The sequence below is a fragment of the Alteromonas sp. ABV4_150 genome, assembly GCF_056311745.1.
In genome coordinates, this window is record NZ_CM149971.1 from 2,026,064 (window position 1) to 2,048,391 (window position 22,328).

General features: G+C 44.4%; 18 protein-coding genes and 1 tRNA gene. 13 read left to right on the forward strand and 6 right to left on the reverse strand.

Going from position 1 to position 22,328, the window contains the following annotated elements; translation table 11 throughout:
• Positions 1-22: 22 nt before the first annotated feature.
• Positions 23-706 (forward strand): GTP cyclohydrolase I FolE, encoded by a 684-nt coding sequence (gene folE, locus ACYX4M_RS08870; protein ID WP_334060657.1) that lies wholly within the window; start codon positions 23-25, stop codon positions 704-706.
• A gap of 670 nt (positions 707-1,376) precedes the next feature.
• On the opposite strand, the gene ACYX4M_RS08875 is transcribed toward folE, so the two are convergent.
• The gene (locus ACYX4M_RS08875; protein ID WP_476082716.1) at positions 1,377-3,326 is read right to left on the reverse strand and encodes an alpha-amylase family glycosyl hydrolase; all 1,950 of its coding nucleotides are present in this window, start codon (positions 3,324-3,326) and stop codon (positions 1,377-1,379) included.
• Between the two features lie 355 nt (positions 3,327-3,681).
• On the opposite strand from ACYX4M_RS08875, the gene ACYX4M_RS08880 reads away from it, so the two are divergent.
• Positions 3,682-4,899, forward strand: coding sequence for an MFS transporter (locus tag ACYX4M_RS08880; protein WP_476082717.1), 1,218 nt, complete (start codon positions 3,682-3,684; stop codon positions 4,897-4,899).
• 409 nt (positions 4,900-5,308) lie between these two features.
• Positions 5,309-6,124, forward strand: a complete 816-nt coding sequence (locus ACYX4M_RS08885) for a mechanosensitive ion channel family protein (protein WP_476082718.1) — start codon at positions 5,309-5,311, stop codon at positions 6,122-6,124.
• A 69-nt stretch (positions 6,125-6,193) separates the two neighbouring features.
• Here ACYX4M_RS08885 and gloA2 read toward each other — a convergent pair whose 3' ends face one another.
• On the reverse strand, positions 6,194-6,577 hold the full coding sequence (gloA2, locus tag ACYX4M_RS08890) for an SMU1112c/YaeR family gloxylase I-like metalloprotein (RefSeq protein WP_476082719.1): 384 nt from the start codon (positions 6,575-6,577) through the stop codon (positions 6,194-6,196).
• 19 nt (positions 6,578-6,596) lie between these two features.
• Positions 6,597-7,547, reverse strand: a complete 951-nt coding sequence (locus ACYX4M_RS08895; protein ID WP_476082720.1) for an aldo/keto reductase — start codon at positions 7,545-7,547, stop codon at positions 6,597-6,599.
• Between the two features lie 277 nt (positions 7,548-7,824).
• On the opposite strand from ACYX4M_RS08895, the gene ACYX4M_RS08900 reads away from it, so the two are divergent.
• The 5 genes from ACYX4M_RS08900 (at position 7,825) to ACYX4M_RS08920 (ending at position 12,604) form a co-directional block, all read left to right on the forward strand.
• The gene (locus ACYX4M_RS08900) at positions 7,825-8,367 is read left to right on the forward strand and encodes a lipocalin family protein (RefSeq protein ID WP_476082721.1); all 543 of its coding nucleotides are present in this window, start codon (positions 7,825-7,827) and stop codon (positions 8,365-8,367) included.
• 95 nt (positions 8,368-8,462) lie between these two features.
• Entirely contained in the window at positions 8,463-9,509 is a 1,047-nt protein-coding gene (gene pyrC, locus ACYX4M_RS08905; RefSeq protein WP_476082722.1) for a dihydroorotase, read from the forward strand.
• Positions 9,479-10,789: a substrate-binding periplasmic protein gene (locus ACYX4M_RS08910; protein WP_476082723.1), complete on the forward strand. Its 1,311-nt coding sequence runs from the start codon at positions 9,479-9,481 to the stop codon at positions 10,787-10,789. Before pyrC ends, ACYX4M_RS08910 begins: the two co-directional genes overlap by 31 nt.
• Positions 10,789-12,168, forward strand: coding sequence for an ATP-dependent RNA helicase DbpA (gene dbpA / locus ACYX4M_RS08915; protein ID WP_476082724.1), 1,380 nt, complete (start codon positions 10,789-10,791; stop codon positions 12,166-12,168). The genes ACYX4M_RS08910 and dbpA overlap by 1 nt, the downstream gene beginning before the upstream one ends.
• A 37-nt stretch (positions 12,169-12,205) precedes the next feature.
• A complete protein-coding gene (locus ACYX4M_RS08920; protein WP_476082725.1) occupies positions 12,206-12,604 on the forward strand; it encodes an ACT domain-containing protein in 399 nt (132 codons plus the stop codon).
• Between the two features lie 21 nt (positions 12,605-12,625).
• On the opposite strand, the gene ACYX4M_RS08925 is transcribed toward ACYX4M_RS08920, so the two are convergent.
• On the reverse strand, positions 12,626-13,294 hold the full coding sequence (locus ACYX4M_RS08925) for a lysoplasmalogenase (RefSeq protein ID WP_476082726.1): 669 nt from the start codon (positions 13,292-13,294) through the stop codon (positions 12,626-12,628).
• 137 nt (positions 13,295-13,431) lie between these two features.
• Complete coding sequence (locus ACYX4M_RS08930) at positions 13,432-15,498, reverse strand: M13 family metallopeptidase (RefSeq protein WP_476082727.1); 2,067 nt, start codon at positions 15,496-15,498, stop codon at positions 13,432-13,434.
• 261 nt (positions 15,499-15,759) lie between these two features.
• Here ACYX4M_RS08930 and ACYX4M_RS08935 point away from each other — a divergent pair, with 261 nt between their 5' ends.
• Positions 15,760-16,383 carry an RraA family protein gene (locus ACYX4M_RS08935; RefSeq protein ID WP_476082728.1) on the forward strand — a complete coding sequence of 208 codons (624 nt, stop codon included), beginning with the start codon at positions 15,760-15,762 and terminating at the stop codon, positions 16,381-16,383.
• Positions 16,384-16,394: 11 nt separating this feature from the next.
• Here the strand turns inward: ACYX4M_RS08935 and ACYX4M_RS08940 are convergent, their stop codons facing one another.
• Positions 16,395-18,860: a carbohydrate binding family 9 domain-containing protein gene (locus ACYX4M_RS08940; protein WP_476082729.1), complete on the reverse strand. Its 2,466-nt coding sequence runs from the start codon at positions 18,858-18,860 to the stop codon at positions 16,395-16,397.
• Between the two features lie 356 nt (positions 18,861-19,216).
• Between ACYX4M_RS08940 and ACYX4M_RS08945 the strand changes: the two genes are divergently transcribed.
• The 4 genes from ACYX4M_RS08945 (at position 19,217) to nusG (ending at position 22,317) form a co-directional block, all read left to right on the forward strand.
• Positions 19,217-21,058, forward strand: coding sequence for an ABC transporter ATP-binding protein (locus ACYX4M_RS08945; protein ID WP_476082730.1), 1,842 nt, complete (start codon positions 19,217-19,219; stop codon positions 21,056-21,058).
• Between the two features lie 167 nt (positions 21,059-21,225).
• Positions 21,226-21,302, forward strand: a tRNA-Trp gene (locus ACYX4M_RS08950).
• A gap of 81 nt (positions 21,303-21,383) precedes the next feature.
• Entirely contained in the window at positions 21,384-21,761 is a 378-nt protein-coding gene (gene secE / locus ACYX4M_RS08955; RefSeq protein ID WP_014951045.1) for a preprotein translocase subunit SecE, read from the forward strand.
• Between the two features lie 4 nt (positions 21,762-21,765).
• A complete protein-coding gene (gene nusG / locus ACYX4M_RS08960) occupies positions 21,766-22,317 on the forward strand; it encodes a transcription termination/antitermination protein NusG (RefSeq protein WP_179984807.1) in 552 nt (183 codons plus the stop codon).
• Positions 22,318-22,328: the final 11 nt, after the last annotated feature.

Sequence of the window (22,328 nt, forward strand, 5' to 3'; positions counted from 1 at the left end):
AGCAGTAACAACGGATAAAACAATGTTAGCAAAAGAAGCGGTAATTGTGCGTGATGCACTAGACCCCTCTATATCAGAGCCAGCACAACGTGTACGAGAAGCATTAGAAGCCAAGGGGCTAGAAACTCCTATGGTAGTTAATGGCCTTTCTGACGAACAAAAGCGCAAACGAATTGAAAGCGCGATGCGTGACGTAATGGACACGCTTGGCCTTGATCTCACTGACGACAGCTTGTGTGATACGCCCAGCCGTATTGCAAAGATGTACGTTAATGAAATCTTTGGTGGCTTGGATTACCGGAAGTTTCCTAAGATTACTGCTATCGAAAACAAGATGCAGATTGACCAGCCTGTTCAGGTGTCTGACATCAGCTTAACGAGCACCTGCGAACATCATTTTGTGACTATCGATGGTACTGCGACAGTATCATATATACCGAAAGATACGGTGATTGGTCTTTCCAAGATAAATCGTCTTGTGGGCTTTTTTGCTCAGCGCCCTCAGGTACAAGAGCGCCTAACACAGCAGGTGTTAGTTGCGCTGCAAACACTAACGAATACAGAGGACGTTGCTGTAAGCATTAATGCAACTCACTATTGCGTAAAGGCGAGAGGAATTCGAGACACTAATTCTTTCACAAGAACATCTGCATTAGGCGGTCGTTTTTTAACAGATAGCGAATTGAAACGAGAGTTCTTTCGCTAACTAAGATGTAAAAACTTTCACGTCTACACAAAAAAAGCCGCTTTAAATGCGGCTTTTTCGTCTCTTATATCATTTATTACTTGATGAGGTGTTCGCTATCTAAAGCATCTACAATGAGATTAATCCGACCGCCAATACCATCCGCGGCAGTAAGACTGAGTATTTTGTTACAACAATTACAAGACTCATGTTGTTCGTGATACATATCGCGAGTGGTGTTTAATTGAAAATCATTGATTGCGCCGCAATAAGGGCACATGTATTCCAACATACTTTCACTTTGCATCGTTCTATCCGTTACCATGTTTTACATATCCATATGACGTAAGTCTAAATCCAGTGTGTGAAAAAATGACTGGTATTGCTTTTGCCATAAGCTTTAAAAAAGCTAATAGTAAGCAAGATACAAACCACACACATAGATAAAGCGCTATTTTCGTGCTAAACAATCTGTAAGCTGCGTCGAGTCACCGCTTTTGCGAAATTGTCTCACGATAAATTGGGAATATTGTCACCCACTACCAAAGTATAGTCGGTAATTCTTTTACTGCCTTTGTAATTCACTGCTTTCTTAGTAAGTAGTTGGCGACGAAGGTAATTAAATTTGTCGGCGGTAACTCACCAGTCACGGGGCTAGCAACAGGTGGGTTACCGCGTATAAGAGGTTTTATTAGTCAGCTAATAGCCATAGCTGCTGAAAGGGAGTAAGTACAATAGGTGTTGATTCCGTCGACACATTATCGCCTGATAGCAAATCCACGCTTGATATGCAGTCTACTGTCGTCAAAAGGGAACGCGGAAGCTGCTGCTCGTGTTCACTGAAATTACAAACGACGAGGAGTTTTTCACCTTTGGTATTTTCTCGCATGAAAACAAAGCAATGTTGATTATCAGAATCTAGTATATGTGTTTGAGCTTGCCCGAAAATGGCGTACTGCTTTCTAATTCCAATCATTTTCTGTAAGCCTGAAAATATACGAAGGCTTGCCATTTCCGCCAAGCTTGCAGGTGCTGTTTGACCAAGCGCTAAAGCGGTGTCTTCATTATTAACCGCGATACGATTTACCCATCTATCATCATGCTTTTTACTTTCGTCGAATCGATAGCTATAGTCATTAAGCTTTCCAATTTCATCGCTTGAATATAGTAATGGGATTCCGCCTATGCTGAACGTTATCCCATATAACAGCAGCATACGCTTTACCGCTTCTTCAATGCCTTTCGTATCATTAGCCTGCAGTGCGCCTTCTAGCCCGCACAAAGATGCCAGTGAACCACATACACGACAATCCCCGTTGCTCGGGTTTTCTGCAAACGGCACACCGTTTGCGAAACTTCCTTCAAAACGACCGGTGTAGAACTGATTCAGAAAATAGCGATGATCGAACGGGTTTATACCTAATTCATCAGCGACAGCATCGTCAAAAGTCCAACCTATGTCATCGTGACAGCGCACGTAGTTCACCCACGTACACTCGTCTGAAATAGCAAAGCTCTTTTTCATCGACTGTGTGAGCAGGCGGGTTTTGCGTGTTGCCAATGAGTTCCAGAGTAGCGCCATTAACAAGGGGTTATAGGACAGCTGACATTCGTCTTTATCGATATACTTGAGCACTTCATCCGGATGAACGATAGCCTCTGATTTGAATACCACCGCTGGCGCAACAATTTGCAAACAACAATTAAATGCTTGAATAAGCACGTGAGCCTTCTCTTGATTCTCACAATTTGTACCAAGTTCTTTCCAAATGAATGCCAATGCGTCTAAACGCAGAGCCGCGCTACCAACATTAGCCAAAAATAGCATTTCAGAGGTAATTGCGTTGAATACTTCAGGGTTGCTGTAGTTTAGATCCCACTGAAAGCTATTGAAGGTTGTCCAAACCCACTTTTTAACCTGCTCATTGTAGGTAAAGCTGCCCCTTCTTACTTGAGGAAAAATCTCTCTTAGCGTTTCTTCATATTGGTCGGGAATGGTCTTGTCATCAAACAAGTAATAATAGTTTTGGAATTGCTTGTCGCCTTTAAGTGCAGCTTTTGCCCACGCATGTTCGTCAGATGTGTGATTAAAAACAAAGTCGAGCACAAGGTTAATTCCTTCCTTTTGGAGAGCCGACGCAAGCTTTTCTAAATCTTTCATAGTGCCTAACGAGGAATTTACCTTGCGATAGTCCGATACTGCATAACCGCCATCACTGTCTCCTTTAGGTGCATCGTATAAAGGCATTAGGTGGACATAAGTTACACCGAGAGCTTTGAAGTAAGGGATTTTATCGTGTAAGTCATTCAGCGTAGGCCCCATTAAGTCCACATAGCAAGCCATACCGACCTGTTGCTGATCGCGATACCATAGAGGAGATTTAAGCCTTTCATTATCGAGCTTTTTGAGCGCCGGCTTTCGACTTTTCAACCCATCTCTTAATATTTCAATGAGTTTTTGTAAATGGAAATAGCAGTCGTACTGATGTCCATAAACATAAGTATAGTTTGTGAAAAGGCGAGGAAAGTGAACTTTTAATCGCTTAGTAAACGTGGCCGCATCTTTCTTTGAAAGGCCTGATAAATCAGTGGATGCCAGGATGCGCTCCAAACATAAACTACTATCGGCAGCATAGCTCATAAAAAACTCCAAAGTATAACGCGACTGCGCGTCTAATAACCCTATCCTAATTGACAGGTTTACAGGCTTTTTAAATTCTGTTAACTTTTATCTTAAACGATTAAGTGCTGTTTTCCAAGTTAGACTAAAGTTTTGATACCATGCGCAATAGCATTATTTGTTATCAAACTTTTTACATCGTTCTTTTATTGATTAGATTATGAAAAGTGGGTGCTTCAGATTTCTTTGTCTGCTATCGCCCACATGCTTTGATTAAGAGTATGTAGACGTAAAACACCTTCATACCGATGTTGTGAGACCGACTATGCCAAGCCAAGACCGTAGCAGTAGAGTTATTAGGTGGTTAACCTACCTCATGTTCATGATGTTTGCTATGACATCAGATTCAGTGGGCGAGATCATTAAAGAAGTTAAAGTGGCGTTCTCTGTCACTAATGCACAAGCGAGTCTAATGCATTCTTTGCCTATGCTGGGTATTGCGCTATCTGGTTTATTCTTAGGTTTTTTAGCAGATAAATTAGGCCGTAAGCCAACAATCATCATTGGTTTAGCATTGTTTGGGATAGCTTGTTACAGCTTTCTAATCGCTAATGACTTCTTGTTGATCGTTAGTTTGATGAGCTTATCAGGGGTAGCCGTTGGTATTTTCAAAACGGGGGCGCTCGCGTTAATTGGTGACATATCGTCATCTACAAAACAGCACACAGCTACTATGAACGGCGCAGAAGCATTCTTTGGCGTAGGTGCAATCATCGGCCCGTTAATCGTTGCATACCTTATTCATCAAGGCGTTGCTTGGCAGTGGCTTTATGTCATTGCAGGTGGGGTTTGTACCATACTGATTGTGGGGGCGTTATTAGTTAAATATCCTGTTTATACTAGGAAAACAGGAAACGGTGAAGAAAAGGTATCAATAGCGCAAAGTCTGAAACTGGTTAAAAATCCCTACGCATTGGGCTTCTCAATAGGCGCATTTCTCTATGTTGCGGCAGAAAGCGCAATTTATGTTTGGATGCCGAGCTATTTAGTGTGCGATGCAACCACACTTAGGGCTACCTATGATTGTTACACAGAAGGCTTTTCACAAACGTTGGCCATATATTCAGTCACCGCTTTCTTTATTCTCCGAGCTGCAGGACGATTTGTAGGTATTTGGATGATGTCTCGCTTTAACTGGGCACTAGTACTGATGTTGTTCACTGGCGCGATTGTATTGTGCTTTGGTTTAGGGTTATGGGGTGGAAAGCAAGTCGCGCTTTACTTGTTCCCTTTAACAGGTATCTTCATGTCGGTCATTTACCCTACGTTTAATTCGAAAGGGATAAGCTGCTTCCCTAAACACCAGCACGGCAGCGTGGCAGGAGTTATCTTGTTCTTTACCGCTGCTGGCGCTGCGGCTGGTCCTTTTATTATGGGCCTTGTAAGTGATGCTAACGGGGGCGATGCCAAATACGGTTTTATGGTGGCAACAGGGTTTGCGGCGCTGCTATTTGTGGGCTTGGTATATAACTATGTCAAGAATCCTACAAAGGCGCGTTTGGCTGAAATAGAAGCAAGTGAATACGCTAACTAATCATCGTTTTTTCTTAGGCTTGTCATCAGCAGGCCTTACTTCCCCTTAACCAGTGCTGGGCTAAGTTCCGGCACTGGTTTTTCTTATCATTGTTGTTCAATACCAGTCCGCATAGACAATTACCCACTCAGCGAGAGTTAAAATGTTCGTAGTCGCGACGTGTTACCGCAGGTATAGTGGTTCTACATCAAGGTGACACAACAAAGAGTACGGACATTTTAAACTCGCCCTTCGGGAAGGCCTGGCAAGCTTCCTAGCTTCATTCTGGGAATTTGAAAGGGACCAGCCATTCCTGCATTCCCACGCTTCGCTAGGAAACTTGCCAGCACCTTCTGAGTGGGCACTTTTCTATGCGGAGTGGTATACTCTTCACTTATTCAAGTATCACCGCTAATTGTACTCACGCTCAATGGATGAATTAAAACAAGCCCAAGCACTTTACGACACCCTCGTGGAGTTCGCAGTGACCTACAGCTTCCAAATTGTAGGTGCCATCATCATTTTCCTGCTTGGTTGGTGGGTTGCCAATAAAATAGGCCATGTGGTTGAAAACCTCATGGTAAACAAAAAAATTGACGTTACGCTAAGCCGGTTTACCGGTGGTATATGCAAGCTTGTGGTGCTTGGAATAGTAATCATCATCGCCCTTGGGAACGTGGGGATCAGCGTTACTCCATTAATTGCGGCGCTTGGTGCTGTTGGCTTAGGGGCTGGTCTCGCAATTCAGGGCATGCTGGCAAATTACGCCGCAGGTTTTACTATAATCATTACCCGCCCGTTTGTAGTAGGAGATACTATTCGGGTTCGTGGCGTTGCCGGAGTTGTTGATCAGGTTATGCTGCCTTATACCATTCTTATCGATGAAGATAACGTACAAATCCAAATTCCCAATAAGCTCATTGTAGGGGAGATCTTGCATAACTCGGCTGAAAACATGCTTATAGAACTAGATATTGGCGTTGCTTACTCTAGTAATATAGATAATGTCATTGAAGTCATTCGACATGCAGTTGCATCTGTTGACGGTGTTAGTGCAGAAAAAACACCTGCTATTGGTGTCGATAATTTTGGCGACAGTAGTATAAATTTTGGAGTTCGGGTTTGGGCACCGGCCGTGAAGCATTTCGAAGTTCGCTATGCGCTAAACCAGGCCATTTTTAATGCGCTCCAACAGCACAATATTGATATTCCATTCCCGCAACGAGAAGTTAGAATGCTGGACTAGAGGTAGTTTTTTCAACAAGCTTATTGTTAAATAAATGCCGAATCGCTACTTAGCTATTCGGCATTATTTTTAAAGTTCGTAAAGCTCTAACGGTAAACCATCAGGGTCTTGAAAGAACGTAAAGCGCTTGCCTGTATATTCGTCAGTTCTTACCGGCTCACATTCCACACGTTTATTCGTTAATTGGTCAATCATTTCATCTAGGTCGTCTACTTTGAACGCCAAGTGTCTCAGCCCTTGTGCTTCTGGACGGGATGGCCTCTGAGGTGCCCCTGGAAACGAAAATAACTCAATTTGACTTCCATCTGGTAAACCAAGGTCGCATTTATATGAATCCCTGGCTTCTCGATAATTTTCGTCAATGATGGAAAAACCTAGTACGTCCGTGTAAAACGTTTTTGAACGTGGATAGTCGCTACAAATAATAGCTACATGGTGAAAGCCTTTAAGCATAGTATTTCCTTTTATGTGCCTACGGCATTTCTAGACCGCGAGCAGCTTCAAATAATTTATACCAGTGTTCGCGAGACAGGTGAACGTCCACCGCTTTCTGGCTTGACTTGATTCGTTCTATATTAGTGCTGCCTAAAACCGGCGCAATATTGGCAGGGTGTCGCATTAACCACCCTAGAACAATGGCTTCAGGAGTTGTTTGGTATTCGCTTGCAAGTTGCGCTACTAAATCTGCGGTAGCAGCGTCTGAGTTAGTTTCGGTTTTTGCCCCTGTATATTTTCCTTGAGCCAAGCTTCCCCAAGCCTGAAGCTGAACATTATTCATCATACAATATTCAAGAGTGCCTGGCGCATAACCTATATTGCGATTAGCCGCACTATTGCTAGTGATGCCGTCTTCTAGCCAATCTCTAAAACCAAGGCTCATTTCAAGTTGGTTGGCAACAATAGGTGTCGAGAGTGCTGATTGAAGGTAGTTTATTTGGTGTCCGTGCATATTAGACACACCCACGTGTTTAATCTTTCCCTGTTGCTGTAGCAGCAATAAGGTGCCAGCCACTTCTTCTAATTCCATTAGCGGGTCGGGGCGGTGTAGCAGTAGTATATCAAGTTGCTCTATACCTAGACGAGAAAGAATACCTTCAACAGATGTGTGAATATGCTTTGCCGAGAAATCGTAACGCTTTGGTCCTAAATCATCTTCAAAGCGTATTGCACATTTAGATTGAATAAGCATTTTGTCTTTGAGTTCTGGGGCTTGCTTAAGCGCTTCACCAAAGGCAGTTTCTGCTTTACCGAATGTGTAAATATCAGCATGGTCAAAAACGTTAATATCTAAGTCTAGTACTGCGTCGATGATTGATCTTGCTTGGGTAACATCGGCTTTAGTAACGGGGTTATTATTCCAGCCCCCACCTAAGCCCATGCATCCATAAATTAGGCGGCTTGCATGTGGAAAGTGTGCATTCATATGATTATCTCTTCTTAAAAGTGTGAGTGAACAAAAGTATTCATGCACTCAGTAAAAGCTTTGGCGCTTATTTTTATTTGTAACAAAGCGGTACTCTAGTATGACTATGCTGATAATAAAAGCTTGATTAGGCGAGTGTATTTTTACTGTCGACAGTTAACACCTCAGACTTTTTCTTATGTGCAAAGGGTCAAGAAGAGCAAAATTGCCGGTGTGAGCATATTAATAATGTAGTGAGTACTCATCACTGCGCATCATTGCAGAGAAAAGAGGGTTTATGCTGAAAAAATGGTTTCTAATTGCAATGGCAAGTGCACTACTTGTTGGGCTATCTGGCTGTACCGGAGTACCGGAAAACGTAAAGCCAGTTAGAGGTTTCGAGCTTCCTAGATACTTAGGAGAGTGGTACGAAATCGCGCGCTTCGACCACAGCTTTGAAGAAGGGTTAAGCGAAGTCACAGCAACTTACAGTATGCGCGATGATGGTGGCGTAAAAGTTATCAATCGCGGTTATTCAAAAGAAGACGGTAGGTGGGATGAAGCCGAAGGGAAAGCATACTTTGTAGAGTCTGAAACTACAGGGCATCTAAAGGTATCTTTCTTCGGTCCATTCTACGCCAGCTATGTGATTATGGAGTTAGACCAAAAAGGTTACCAATATGCGCTAATTACAGGGCCAGATAAAGACTACCTTTGGATATTAGCAAGAACGCCTACCATTTCAGATGAGGTTCGTGCCCGTTTGCTAGAAAAGGCGAGTGCAGCTGGGTACGACACTAACAAGCTTATTTGGGTTGAGCACGAGCAGTCAAACTCGTAGTGATTTCAAAGGGGATGTTCTGCGCGCGCAGCGGGAATTGTGTTATTATTGCGCGCATTCCCCTCTGTTTGAATAAGTACTAAGAGAGACAAGGCATGCAAACGCTCACCATTACCACGCCAGATGATTGGCACCTTCACTTTCGCGATAACGAAATGCTTGCTGAAACAGTGCCAGCAACGGCACGTTGTTTCCAGCGCGCTATCGTTATGCCGAATTTAGTACCACCAGTAGTTAATGCTGAAATGGCGATGGCATACAAAGGGCGAATTGAGGCTGCGCGACCTCAAGGCAGTAATTTTGAGCCATTAATGACTCTATTTCTGACTAACCAAACTACTGCGCAAGACATTGTCGATGCAAAGCAAGCAGGCGTAACCGCATGCAAGCTTTATCCAGCAGGTGCGACGACAAATTCAGACGCAGCGGTAAAAGGTATTCAGGCTTTGTACCCAGTATTTCAAGCCATGCAAGAGCAAGGTTTACTCTTGTTAATTCACGGTGAAGTAACCGAGCATCACATTGATATTTTTGACCGTGAAAAAGTGTTCATAGACACACATCTAGGCCCCATAGTTGAAGCATTTCCTAAGCTGAAAGTGGTGTTCGAACACATTACCACAGCAGATGCGGCAAGTTTCGTAGCGAACGCGAGCGAATTTGTAGGCGCCACTATTACGCCTCAACATTTATTGCTTAACCGCAACGATTTGCTTGTTGGTGGCGTACGCCCTCATAACTATTGCTTACCAGTACTTAAGCGCAACACCCATCAAAAAGCTTTACGCGATATGGTGGCAAGTGGCAACAAGAAGTTCTTTTTAGGTACTGATTCTGCACCTCATGCTAAGCATAAAAAAGAGAATGCATGCGGGTGTGCAGGTTGTTACAGCGCATGGTCTGCTATTGAGCTTTATGCTGAAGTGTTCGAACAGCTGGGTGTAATAGACAAGCTTGAGGGCTTTGCGAGCCATTACGGCGCAGACTTTTATGGTTTACCGCGAAATACGACTACAATGACATTAGTGAAAGAGTCGTGGACGGTACCAGAACAAGTAACCCTAGCTGACGGTACCGATATGGTTCCATTTTTTGCGGGACAAACGTTGCAGTGGAAATTAGAAAAGGCATTTCAAGCGTAGGCTTATTTGTTATTGTTTTTATGTGTGCCCTGTGGAGCTTATCCACTTGGGCACAAGTTTTCTATTATTCTCACGCCCAAGACCTGCCGAACGCCATATCTTCTCATCAAAAGCGGAGTATTGAATCTTACTCACTCAGTATTTTAAAAAACACTTTATCTAAAAAAGACGTCAATTTTGCACCCGCTTCGAATACTGCAGGCAATAAATATCAATTAGTAATAAACCTGATCAGAGATGAAAAAAACGAAGATAGTTATCACTGGATAACGCCGTTATTTGCTTTTGAGTGCAAAAAGAATATTCGCTGTACGCCGAATGCAGGTAGCCAGGCTACAAGAATAGCCGTGAGCTATATCGCACTTGCCAGAGGCGAAGGCTCTGCCGATATAGCAGAGCGTTTTATTGAACTCTTCGCACAGTACAAAGGTTCAGATGGTTTCGCATTACTCGCTAATGCTTTAAAAGATGAACTCAAACCATCATTTCCCGCTACGATACTTACTTTTGGCGTCTTAAGCCTAGCGGGCGAATTACATGCGAACTCTGACAACCTGTGGGTTATCGCTGACATAGTTCCACTTTTCTCGGAAAAGGGGGAGAGAGGAAAACTTAAAGGTATTGCTGCCGATTTGGTCAATGATATTTTAGACGAAATGGCACTAGAGCAGAATATTCTCTCTGCACCCTGGACACGCATTGCGAAAGAAGCCACAACCAAATCTAATGTACTAGTGTTTTCGGTTATTCGAACTGAGGAAAGAGAAAGCGTGTTTCACTGGGTAACTCCAGTATCAAGAAATCTTCACGGTCTTTACGGCATAAATAAGCCCTACTTTGATTCATTCGCCGATGTTCCGAAAACTTATAGAGTAGGAACTTTGTTGCAAGACTATCGCTTCAACATTGCAATAGAACGTGGCTTTAAAGTAAAGGCATATGATTCATGGCAAGCGTTAGTTGAGGCACTTAATAACAACGAGATTGATACTATTTTCGGCTCTCAAGGAGCAATTGACTTTGGATGTAACCCAAAACAATTTAAATGTGAGACAATACGCCTTACAAGCAAATACGATATTTCAACGGCCTACCTAGCACTATCAAAGAAAGACACCTGTGTTTTAGTACTCGAAAAGCTAAAGTTAGCGGCGGCCGGTGTGAAAATGAGTGACAAGTTTAATGAGCAGCTTTCTTCCTGGAGTGACATGGTGTCCCAAGAATACGGCATAGCTCATCATACCGAATATGGTGTAGTGCACCTTTGGAACCCAAATTAATGACAGTTGAAACAGTTAAGCATTTAGATATAAACCCTGCCATCACCAAGGCGCTAGACTCCCAAGGCATTTACCAACTTTCTCCAATACAGGCGCAGTCGCTCCCTGAGGCGTTGCAGGGGAAAGATGTGATAGGCCAAGCGCAGACGGGCAGCGGCAAGACTCTGTGCTTTGTAATTCCTGCCTTGCAGCACGTAGAAGTGAATGATTTTACCACGCAGGCTATCATACTTTGTCCTACCCGAGAGCTTGCTGATCAAGTGGCTCAACAGTGCCGTATGGCGGCTAAGAACATTGGTAATATTAAAGTAACCACGTTATGTGGTGGCCAGCCTATGGGGCCGCAGATTCAGTCATTGAAGCATAGCCCTCATATTATTGTGGGCACGCCGGGTCGCGTAATGGATCATGTGGAAAAGCGTCGTATTGATTTAAGCAGTGTAAAACTACGCGTGCTTGATGAAGCGGACCGTATGTTAGATATGGGCTTTGAAGACGATTTGCGTATTATCTTCGGACAGACACCAACGCAAGTGCAAACACTTCTGTTTTCTGCAACGTTCACCGAGCAAATTGAGCGTGTAGCCAAGCAGTACTTGCACAACCCCGTAACCTGTAAAGTAGAAGCGCAAGAAAGCAAGCCGGCAATTACCCAGTTGGGCTACAACGTGCTCCCGCACACACGCACTCAGGCGCTTAAAGCGGTACTTACTCACTACCAACCTAAAAATGCCATTGTATTTTGCAACCGCAAGGTTCAGGTAAATGAAGTGGTTGAGGAGCTTATCGAAGATGGCTTTAGCGCAGCTGGGCTTCAGGGGGACTTGGAACAGCATCAACGCACATCGGTGCTAATGCAGTTCGCCAGCGATGCGCTACAAGTACTTGTTGCCACCGATGTAGCTGCGCGAGGGCTGGATATTGATGATGTTGCCTGCGTAATTAATTACACAGTAAGTGAAGAGCCGGAAACCCATATTCACCGCATTGGTCGCACGGCGCGAGCAGGCGCACAGGGCATGGCGGTCACGCTAGTCAGCGATGACGAAGAGCACTTTTTGCGAAAAATAGAAGTATTGCAAGAAAGCGATATTCCGCTTAAAGGCGCGCAAAGCTTACGTTTTCATAAAAACAAAATCACTCAGCCTGAATTCACTTGTATTTCACTAAGCGCGGGTAAAAAGGAAAAGCTTCGCCCAGGCGATCTGGTGGGTGCACTTACCAAAGATGCGGGCATTCCTGGCGACGACTTAGGCAAAATTAAAGTGCAAAACAGCATAAGTTTTGTCGCAGTGAAAACGCGAAGCGTGAAAAAAGCCATGGCGCACTTTAGAGAAGGAAAGATCAAAGGAAAGCGTATTAGAGCCCGAAAGCTTTAATAGATATGTGTTGACGTTATACAAAGGAAGGTTGAGTGTGATCGCTGAAACTGACTTGAGCGTGTTACTGAAAAATTTGAATCCTGTGGCAAGTAGTGAAAATTACGTTTTTACTACTTTGCCTGCTGACAGATTAACCAAAACGTTAATTTCAATAGCTAAGGGTATGTTTCAGGAACGCGAGGGCACCACGCTTATTCTTCCGGTTGCGGCAGCTGAGAAAGCTCACCTGCCATTTGAAGGTTATTACCGCTGTATAACCTGTGAAGTGCATTCTAGTTTGGAAGCGGTAGGCATGACTGCAGCTATGTCCACTGCGCTGGGTAAGGCAGGAATTAGCGCTAACGTGGTGGCCGCTTATTATCACGACCATATTTTCGTGCCAGCTGAAAAAGTCGACTTGGCGATAGACGTTTTAACGTCGTTGTCTAACTAGGCCTGACCATTCTCTTCCTGCCTATTCTCTTTTCTCAAAAAAACCATCAACCAGCCCCATGGTTAAGCAATATTGGGCACCATAGTAAGTTGTCATTACCCAAAAGGTAGATAGTGGAAGCGGGTTTTTGAAAACCGACTGGGCGAGAATGGCATCTGATATCACAAAAAGTAACGCACCGATTACGATTAGCTTAGTTTGAGCCAACCACACTGCGGTTAAACCCATCAGTGTGATTACGCTAATATAGGCGACTACAGGGTAAAATAAGGCTTTCGACGCTGGCAGAATGTGCACTGCCATCATTACGGCAAAGCTAACCATAATAATACTAATGAACCACTTTGGTTTGCGCGAAATGATATGGTCGCTGGGCGTTTCTTGTAGGCGGCGATGCAGCAACGCAAAACACATAGCATACGTTAAATGGGCAACAAAAAAGCACGCCAAGCCGGTAATAAAGCTATCAGCAAAGGGCAAGGCCAGACTAACATCTCCGGCAAGACTAAAAAGTAACGCCGTCAACACCATGTATCGCGGCATGGCGCTAAGTTTTGTATAGGCGAAAACTGCCAGTACCACAATAGGCAGGGCTTTGGGTAAGAATTGCGCCACGTAGGGGGTAAGCGGCAGCGTCGCCAAGTAAATCAACGCTAAGCTGCTAAAGACAATAGTTGTTCTTACATTCATATTTAGCCTTTTTGAAACTGCTCAGTCATGTACTTCAACACGACAAAAAAAGCCCCAGTTTGATGAAGCAAACATGGGGCCTTAGCTGTTTTGTTTATGTACGCGACTCTTTATGTACTGTGATTAGAGAACACGAATTACCAAATTTTCACACGCTCTTCTGGCGGCAGATACAACGCATCGTCTTCGGTTACGTTAAACGCTTCGTAAAATTCAGGTACGTTGCGCACAGCGCCGTTGGTACGGAATTTAGTAGGAGAGTGCGTGTCGGTCTGCACTTGGCTGCGCAACGCTTCCTCACGGTATTTACTCGCCCAAACCTGGCCATACCCAATAAACACGCGCTGATCGCCGGTGAAACCGTCTAGTTCAGGGGCTTCTTCACCATTAAGAGACAGGTGGTAAGCTTTAAGCGCAATACTAATACCGCCGAGGTCGCCAATGTTTTCACCTAAGGTATATTCGCCGTTTACGTGCAAGTCAGTTAGAACCTCAAATTGATTATATTGCTCTATGAGGTTTGCAGTGCGTGCTTCAAACTCGCTGCGATCTTCATCGGTCCACCAGTTTCTGAGTACACCATCGCCATCAAATGTTGAACCTGCATCATCGAACCCGTGGCCAATCTCGTGTCCGATTACTGCGCCAATGCCACCGTAGTTCACCGCATCTTCTGCGTTCATATCAAAAAACGGAGGCTGAAGGATAGCGGCAGGAAATACAATTTCGTTAAGCGGCGGATTGTAGTAAGCATTAACAGTTTGTGGTGTCATGCCCCATTCATGGGTCCACACTGGGCCGCCTTGTTTTTTAAGCATTTCTTCATACAGCACGTCAGATGAACGCTTAAGGTTTCCAAACAGGTCACTGGCATTAACTGTCAGAGCTGAATAGTCTCGCCACTGGTCCGGGTAACCAATTTTAACGGTAAATTTAGACAGCTTGTCTAGTGCTTGTGCACGAGTTTCATCTGTCATCCAATCAAGATTTTCGATACTTTCTTTGTAAGCTAACAGCAGGTTATTAACCATTTCCATCATGCGCTCTTTCGCTTCAGGCGGGAAGTGCTGTTTTACATAAACCTTACCGATAAGCTCGCCCACATGAGCGTTTGAAAGGCTTACCGCACGACGCCATTGTGGCTGTTGCTCTTCAACACCGCGCAGCACTTTACTGTAGAAATTGAAGTTTGCTTCATCAAGCTCGGCATTTAAGCGACTGGCTGAAGCATTTAACAAGCCCCACTTAAGGAACGTTTTCCAATCTTCCAGTGAGGTTTCTGCAATAACACCATCAATGTTTTGCATGTAGTCTTTTTGCAAAATACCTAGCGAAGGAATGTCGCTTACATCAGCTTGAGCTAGATAAGCGTCCCAGTCGAACTTAGGCATTAACGCTTTAAGTTCTTCAATTGTCAGTTTGTTATAGTTGGCAGCAAAGTTTCGGGCCTGCTCTTTTTTCATATGTAGCTGAGCAATTTTAGTCTCAAGTGCGAACAGCATATCCGCACTTTCTTTAGGCGCGTCGAAACCCGCCAACTCAAACATGGTTTGAATATGTTTAACGTAGGCATCGCGAATGGTTTGTGATGTTTCGTCGTCCTTGAAGTAGTACTCGCGCTCAGGCAGTCCAAGACCGGCCTGCCACGTATACATTAAATATTCTTTGGGCGACTTTAGATCTGGGTATTGGGTCAGGCTAAACGGTGTACCGTAGCCATAGCGAGCAGCATAAGCAAAATACTCAGCAAGGTCGGTGTAGTCATCAATGGCATCAATCTTAGTTAACTCGGGCTTTAACGGCGTCATACCAAGTTCGTTGCGGGTTTCCATGTCCATATAGGCACGGTAAAAATCACCGACTTTTTGCTCGTCGCTGCCCGCTTTAAAGTCGCCTTCGGCAGACGATTTTATAATATCCATAACGTGATCTTGTGCTTCATCGCGAAGAATCACAAAAGAACCGTAGCTCGATTTATCTGCCGGTATTTCAAAATTATCAAACCACTTACCGTTTACGTAGAGGAAAAAGTCATCACCCGGGTCAACAGATAGATCCATATTTTCTTTAATGACACCTGACGAAAGCTGTTGTTGAGCCTCTTCGGTAGCCGCGCTCTGTGTCTGTTGTTCTGTGGATGAATTTTGCGGGCTACAAGCCGTTAAGGCCAGTGCCACGCTTAAGCTTAAAACGCTGCGTAACATGTCGAGTTTTCCTCTTCGTTTTTATGGGCAATATCTGAACTTGCCGCTTATTGTTTTTAGTGCGTTGCGAAACCTGTGCATCCCTTCGAAAGAATGGTATGGCGTATTGCATGCACGTTTTTTTTACTAATTCTTAGCATGACGGGGGGGATAGAAAAAGTGTTTATAGTGAAAATACACAGCTTGTAACAACTTGTAATACACAATTGGCTATAGTGGAAGCAGTTTGGATGCAGGTTATTCAGTTAAAAGGAGTGGTGTATGAAAACCAATGAAATTCCGTTTGATAGTGTTTCCCCGTGCGAGTATGCCGATGCGTTGCCCAAAGAGCAGTTTATTGACTATGCCATAAAACCTTTGTGGCCAGGTATTCCGCGGATTGCTGGGCCAGCCTTTACCGTAAAGTGCGACCCAGGCGACCACCTCATGCTACATGCAGCTATTTATCGAGCGAATGCTGGCGACATTATTGTGGTTGAAGCCGATGATAAGTATGCGGTTGCTGGGGGCAATGTCTGTGCAATCGCTCAATCACGCGGTATTAAGGGGTTCGTGATTGACGGCGTTATTCGCGATATTGCAGAAACCAGAGAAAATCAATTTCCTGTGTTTGCGCGTGGTGTCGTGCCAAAACCCGGCGCAAAAAAATGTATTTCTCCACTCAACCAACCAGTGCGTTGTGGCGGTGTCACCGTCAATGCAGGGGATATTATAGTAGCGGATGAAGAGGGGATAGCGGTTATTCCTCGTGAACAAGCGCAGCATGCTTTTGAGATCGCCAAGGCGAGAGGTGATAAAGATGCGGCAATGTCACTCAGTAAATGGCAAGCGCAGCATCAATACAAAGTAGAGGCTACGCTCGCAAAATTAGGTTTCACTGATTAAAAATAGATGTCTTAGTAAAGCCACGCATAGCTGAACTTCATAAAGACTGCTTGCTCGGTGCGCAATAGGCCAGGGTTTTCATCATCGGCAAACGCTGAATCGCCATAGCCAATGAATAGGCGCGAAAGTGGGTTTATCATGTAAGAATAAACCACTTGCGTGCCTAGGCTTCTATCTCGAGCATCTACGCGCATTAGGTAATTATCGGTATTGCGCTTGATATCGGCGTAAACCAGTGCAACGCGGATAAACTGTTTTGCACTAAACTGATAACTTAGTCGCAAATCAGATAGGTTGGCTGTAAAGAGCATTTCATCGTCTACATCAATACGATTGTATTCATGACTCAGCGACGCTTCCAAATGCTGCCCCAAATTGAGGGTAATTGAAGGCTCTAGTAACACCTGATCGCCCAACCGGTCGTTTCTTAAGTCGATTCTGTCACCAATACGGGCAAAATTTTCAAAGTAGAGGGTACGGCTTGGCTGGGCTTCAAAATAGAAGGAATATTGTTCTTCGGTAAAGCGCGTGGCATTGCCATCTATGGCTAAACTCGCACCATTGTGGCGTAATCCAACAGTATCTCTTTTTACCCACTGAAAATTAAAATAAGACTGGTAAGCAGCATTTAACTCTACTTGTGCCTGCATTTCGCGTTCAATAAGTTCACCGTCATCGTTGTGGGTGATATCCCAATCACCGCCGAACTCAAAGCGATTCCACCATGCATTCTCATTCCACCAGATATAGCCGCCGCCCAGCACGCTTTTATGCCTATCTACGGTGCTTTCAAAGCCTAGGTCAGCACGAAAATTCGCTTGAGTGCTGGTGCGATTGGCATAAACATACCAGTCGCGAACTTCGTGACGGTAGTCAATCTTGTAGGTACTGCCCGAGAAAGTATCGCTTTTGCGCGTTCGTAGCGTGATTTCGTTGATATCATCATCGGCACGACAGTCATTACTGCAAAAATCAGAGAACAACGTTTGGGGATATTGCGTTTGTGAGCGCAGTACTTGCACACGTAACGTGTCGCTTGGCGTTATTTGATAACGGCTGTCTAGGCCGGTAACAATGTTGTGGTAATCCTCTGAGTGACGACCAGTTATTATTGCGCCCACGGAAAGGTCATCTGAAATATCATATCGGTATCGGGCGGCTATATTCGTACTTTCTTCGTTAAGCCTTGCTACACTAGAGCCCAGATTTCCAGGCACTAAAAACGTGGTGCTTTCGTCGTTAGCAGCCAAAATACCAAAAGTATGGTTGTGCACCCGCCCAGTAAGTTTTGTGCCGATGTCAGGTGCGCCGATATTACGGGTATAAACAAGATCGTATTGAGTACTGAAAAAATCGGCGTTTTCAAGAAAGAAGGGGCGCTGTTCAGGGAAAAATAGCGCAAACGGGTTGTTGATGCCGAGTTGTCCAGCGTCGGCTTCCACTTGAGAAAAGTCGGGATTAAGTGTGGCTTGCAGTAGCATGTCAGATGATATGCCCCAGTTTATATCAACACCTATTTCTTGGTTATCTTGATACTGCCAGTCTGTCGCATTTTGCGAGGGTACAGCTTCACGGTTACGGGCATAACCCGCTACCGCATAGGGCGTAATGGATAAGTTTTGGCCTTGCTTTGCCGTGGCGAAGCCCTCCATATCTCCCATCTGGCATAACCCGCATGCATTATTTCTGTCAACGGGCCTATTAGAAATTCGAAGGTTGTTCTCTCGCGGGTAGAAACGTACAAACTCAGCTCGCCATCTCTTTGGGCCATCACTATCGAGAAAGTTCATAATGCGAAAAGGCAATGCGATTTCAACGGTATAGCCGTCTTGTGTTATTTGTGCTTGTGCGTCCCAAATTGCATTCCAACTATCGCTTTCACTTAACGTCATTTGGTTTTCGATGGCATCAGACTGTATGCCACGTGGGTTAACAAAGAACTGATATGACAGACGGCTGTCGCCAAACGTATCTATTTTTATTCCAACTAAGTCGTTATCCCATACGTTGTCTCTATCTCGAAATAAGGCGCGTAATTGCGATGGGTCATCGTCTTGCGCAGTAAACGCAATATATATGTTTTCGCCGTTTTCAAATATGCGTGCCGTTGTGAGCACGGGAGGTGTTGTATTCTCAAAAGGACGGGTAACAAAAGTAAGCGGTACTTTAGTCGCTTCTTCCCACACTGCTTCGTCGATAATGCCATCAAGTTCTACTGTGCCTGCGATGAAAGGTACAACCAGAGAATCGCCGATATGGTCATCAGACGTTTCTGTAATCGTATTTTCCGACCGCTCTGTAACGATAGTGGGAGGTGTGGAAGTTTTTGTTGCTTGAGGTTGCTCGAGTGGTGTTTCTTGTAGTGGTGTTGCAAAGGCGGCGCCAGAAAAGATACAACCCACAACGGCACAAGATACCACGACCATACGTGCGCACTTAAGCGCAGTATCGCAAGGCTTTAATAAAAAATTATCCATAATAATGTTTGTGTTATCGTTATTATTTTTTCCGCGTTAAGTATGGATAAAAGGCAAGAAGACAAAAAGCAGCCTAATCGCAAATAAACGGATGCTTAACGTGTTTTAAATTTTTGCTTAAGTGAAATTGCAGCAAAACGACCGGTAAACTGCAGCGAAGAAATTGCACGTAACAAACCAAGGTAACACCGACAACGCATGAACATTTAGTGTAGAATTGCGTACCTAGTAAGAGTGCATTAACCCTTGTATTAAAAAATATATCGCAATGTTAAGTACACGCTAGTCACGCCATTGCTATCTAGCATTGGCAACACGCATTAGTCATCTGTCACTGAATAACTAACGAGTTCTACATGTTTTCATTTTTTGAAAAGCTAACCCAGCCTTTCCCTGACACGCCGCCTACCCAACCGCCAACAGGTATCGTTGCCTTTTGTAAGTACTATACGAAAGGCATGTGGGGCGTGATACTTACTGTTTCCGTACTTAGTGCCATTGTGGCCATGTTAGAAGTGGCGCTATTTGGTTTTCTAGGCCAGTTAGTTGACTGGTTTTCTGAACAAAGCCGCGAAACCTTTTTAGAAGACCAAAAATTCACGCTGATAGGCATGGGCTTAACGGTTCTTGTTTTTATTCCTTTGTTTATTTTGCTTCGTTCACTGTTTTCTCGTCAGTCTTTGATGGGTAATTATCCTATGCGCATTAGGTGGCAGGCGCACCGCTATTTGCTTGGTCAAAGTTTAACTTTCTTCCACGATGAGTTTGCAGGGCGAGTTGCTACAAAGGTAATGCAAACAGCGCTTTCTGTACGAGAAACCGTCACCAAAGTACTTGATTTGCTGGTGTACATTAGCGTTTATTTTATCTCTATGGTTGTGCTTATCTTTAGCACAGACTGGCGCTTGGCCATGCCGCTTATTGTGTGGTTTTTTGTATATATTGGTATTTTGAAAGTGCTGGTGCCAAAGCTAAAAGAAGTTTCGCAAAAGCAAGCGGACGCGCGCTCGATGATGACTGGGCGTATTGTGGATAGCTACACCAATATCACTACAGTTAAGCTGTTTTCACATAGTCGACGTGAGGCGGATTATGCAAAAGAAAGCATGGATGGCTTTCTTAAAACGGTTTACCCACAAATGCGTTTGGTGACCGTACTGGAATTTTGTGTGGAAATGGCTAATGCCATACTTATCTTTACCATTGGCGCGCTGTCTGTGTACTTGTGGATGGAAAACATCGCGAGCCCCGGTGACATCGCCATTGCTATAAGTTTGTGTCTTCGTTTAAATGGCATGTCCCACTGGGTAATGTGGGAGGTCTCTGGACTGTTTGAAAACTTAGGTACTGTGCAAGATGGTATGAATACCTTAGCGCAGCCAATTGCAGTCAAAGACAAGCCTGAGGCTCGCGCTTTACAAATAAATGGCGGTGGGATTAACTTCGACAAGGTGAACTTTTCTTATTCTGGGGCCGACGACCAACCTATTGATGTGTTTAAAAAACTAGATTTGAACATTCAGCCAGGCGAGAAAGTAGGATTAGTAGGGCGTTCTGGCGCGGGTAAATCGACCTTAGTGAATTTATTAATGCGTTTTTACGACACCCAGAGCGGTTGTATTGTTATTGATGGCCAAGATATCACTGAAGTAGACCAAGAAACCCTTCGCGCCAAAATCAGCATGGTGACGCAGGATACCTCTTTGATGCATCGTTCTGTGCGAGACAATATTTTATATGGCCGTACGGATGCGACAGAAGACGATATGATCCGCGCGGCTAAACAAGCCGAAGCTCACGACTTTATTCTGACACTCACCGATAGCTACGGAAGGACAGGGTATGACGCTCACGTAGGCGAGCGTGGCGTGAAGCTGTCAGGCGGGCAGCGTCAGCGTATTGCTATCGCGCGGGTATTACTGAAAGACGCTCCTGTGCTAATACTAGACGAGGCGACATCGGCACTAGACTCAGAGGTTGAAGCAGCTATTCAGGCCTGCTTAGATAAAGTCATGGAAGGCAAGACTGTGCTAGCGATTGCACATCGACTGTCCACCATTGCTCAAATGGACAGATTACTCGTTTTAGATAAGGGTAATATTGTAGAGCAGGGTACACATGCTGAGCTTATTGCGAAAAATGGTATTTATGCGAAGCTTTGGTCACATCAAACGGGCGGATTTATTGGCGTTGAGTAGGTAAAGCGCGAAATAGTGTTCAATCGCAGATGGGATGGATAAACCGCTTGTATCTTGAAAGTGGTTAAGTATAATACGCGTCCCTCCCTTGCGATACCGCACTTTCCTTAGAAAAGACGCACAACTCACAAGGGCAGTGTAAGTAAATTTTGTCTTTTAGACACCACAGGGGTGTAGTTCGAATTGGTAGAACAGCGGTCTCCAAAACCGATGGTTGGGGGTTCGAGTCCCTCCACCCCTGCCAAATTTACTTAAACTAAGAATTTTTAAATTGCGCATTTAATGAGTGCGTAAAACAACGACGCTGTAGTGCTAGGATCGTAACATGAGCGAAAAGACGGAAAATCAGTCCAATGCATTGGACATGTTTAAATGGGTAGTGGTTTTTGCACTACTTGCCGGTTTAGTAACCGCTAATACAATGTACGGTGAGATCTCGGTACTATACCGTGCTATCGCTATTGTTGTAGTAGTTGGTATAGCTGGTTTTATCGCGGCAACTACCGAAAAAGGTAGCACCTTCTTGAGCTTTGCTAAAGAGTCTCGCACAGAAGTTCGCAAGGTTGTGTGGCCTACTCGCCAAGAGGCGAACCAGACTACCCTTATCGTGCTTGCAGCGACGTTAATCATGGCACTAATTTTATGGGGACTAGACGGCATCATCGTTCGTGTAGTTGGCTTTATTACTGGAATAGGAGCATAAACGTATGTCTGAAGAAGAAGCAGTAAAGAAAAGATGGTACGTAGTACAAGCCTATTCGCAATATGAGTCTCGCGTAAAGAAGACCCTGCTTGAATACATCAAAATGCACAACATGGAAGACTACTTCGGTCAGGTACTAGTACCAACAGAAGAAGTGGTAGAAATGCGTGCGGGTCAAAAGCGTAAATCTGAGCGCAAGTTCTACCCTGGTTATGTTTTGGTAGAAATGGCGATGACTGAAGAATCGTGGCACTTGGTGAAAAGCGTTCCTCGTGTACTTGGTTTCATCGGTGGTACGTCTGACCGTCCGATGCCTATCACGCAAAAAGAAGCTGATGCTATCTTAAATCGTCTTGAAGAAAACGTTGATAAGCCAAGACCAAAGACTTTGTTCGAGCCAGGCGAAGTTATTCGTGTTACCGACGGTCCATTTGCAGACTTCAATGGTGTAGTAGAAGAAGTAGACTACGAAAAGAGCCGCGTAAAAGTATCGGTACTTATCTTCGGTCGTTCTACTCCAGTAGACCTAGAATTTGGTCAGGTAGAAAAAGGCTAAAGCTAACAACA

Bases quoted from the DNA above. Each gene is read 5' to 3' on its own strand.
- folE (WP_334060657.1), top strand. From the start codon at position 23: ATGTTAGCAAAAGAAGCGGTAATTGTGCGTGATGCACTAGACCCCTCT.
- ACYX4M_RS08875 (WP_476082716.1), bottom strand. From the start codon at position 3,326: ATGAGCTATGCTGCCGATAGTAGTTTATGTTTGGAGCGCATCCTGGCA.
- ACYX4M_RS08880 (WP_476082717.1), top strand. From the start codon at position 3,682: ATGTTCATGATGTTTGCTATGACATCAGATTCAGTGGGCGAGATCATT.
- ACYX4M_RS08885 (WP_476082718.1), top strand. From the start codon at position 5,309: ATGGATGAATTAAAACAAGCCCAAGCACTTTACGACACCCTCGTGGAG.
- gloA2 (WP_476082719.1), bottom strand. From the start codon at position 6,577: ATGCTTAAAGGCTTTCACCATGTAGCTATTATTTGTAGCGACTATCCA.
- ACYX4M_RS08895 (WP_476082720.1), bottom strand. From the start codon at position 7,547: ATGAATGCACACTTTCCACATGCAAGCCGCCTAATTTATGGATGCATG.
- ACYX4M_RS08900 (WP_476082721.1), top strand. From the start codon at position 7,825: ATGCTGAAAAAATGGTTTCTAATTGCAATGGCAAGTGCACTACTTGTT.
- pyrC (WP_476082722.1), top strand. From the start codon at position 8,463: ATGCAAACGCTCACCATTACCACGCCAGATGATTGGCACCTTCACTTT.
- dbpA (WP_476082724.1), top strand. From the start codon at position 10,789: ATGACAGTTGAAACAGTTAAGCATTTAGATATAAACCCTGCCATCACC.
- ACYX4M_RS08925 (WP_476082726.1), bottom strand. From the start codon at position 13,294: ATGAATGTAAGAACAACTATTGTCTTTAGCAGCTTAGCGTTGATTTAC.
- ACYX4M_RS08930 (WP_476082727.1), bottom strand. From the start codon at position 15,498: ATGTTACGCAGCGTTTTAAGCTTAAGCGTGGCACTGGCCTTAACGGCT.
- ACYX4M_RS08935 (WP_476082728.1), top strand. From the start codon at position 15,760: ATGAAAACCAATGAAATTCCGTTTGATAGTGTTTCCCCGTGCGAGTAT.
- ACYX4M_RS08940 (WP_476082729.1), bottom strand. From the start codon at position 18,860: ATGGATAATTTTTTATTAAAGCCTTGCGATACTGCGCTTAAGTGCGCA.
- ACYX4M_RS08945 (WP_476082730.1), top strand. From the start codon at position 19,217: ATGTTTTCATTTTTTGAAAAGCTAACCCAGCCTTTCCCTGACACGCCG.
- secE (WP_014951045.1), top strand. From the start codon at position 21,384: ATGAGCGAAAAGACGGAAAATCAGTCCAATGCATTGGACATGTTTAAA.
- nusG (WP_179984807.1), top strand. From the start codon at position 21,766: ATGTCTGAAGAAGAAGCAGTAAAGAAAAGATGGTACGTAGTACAAGCC.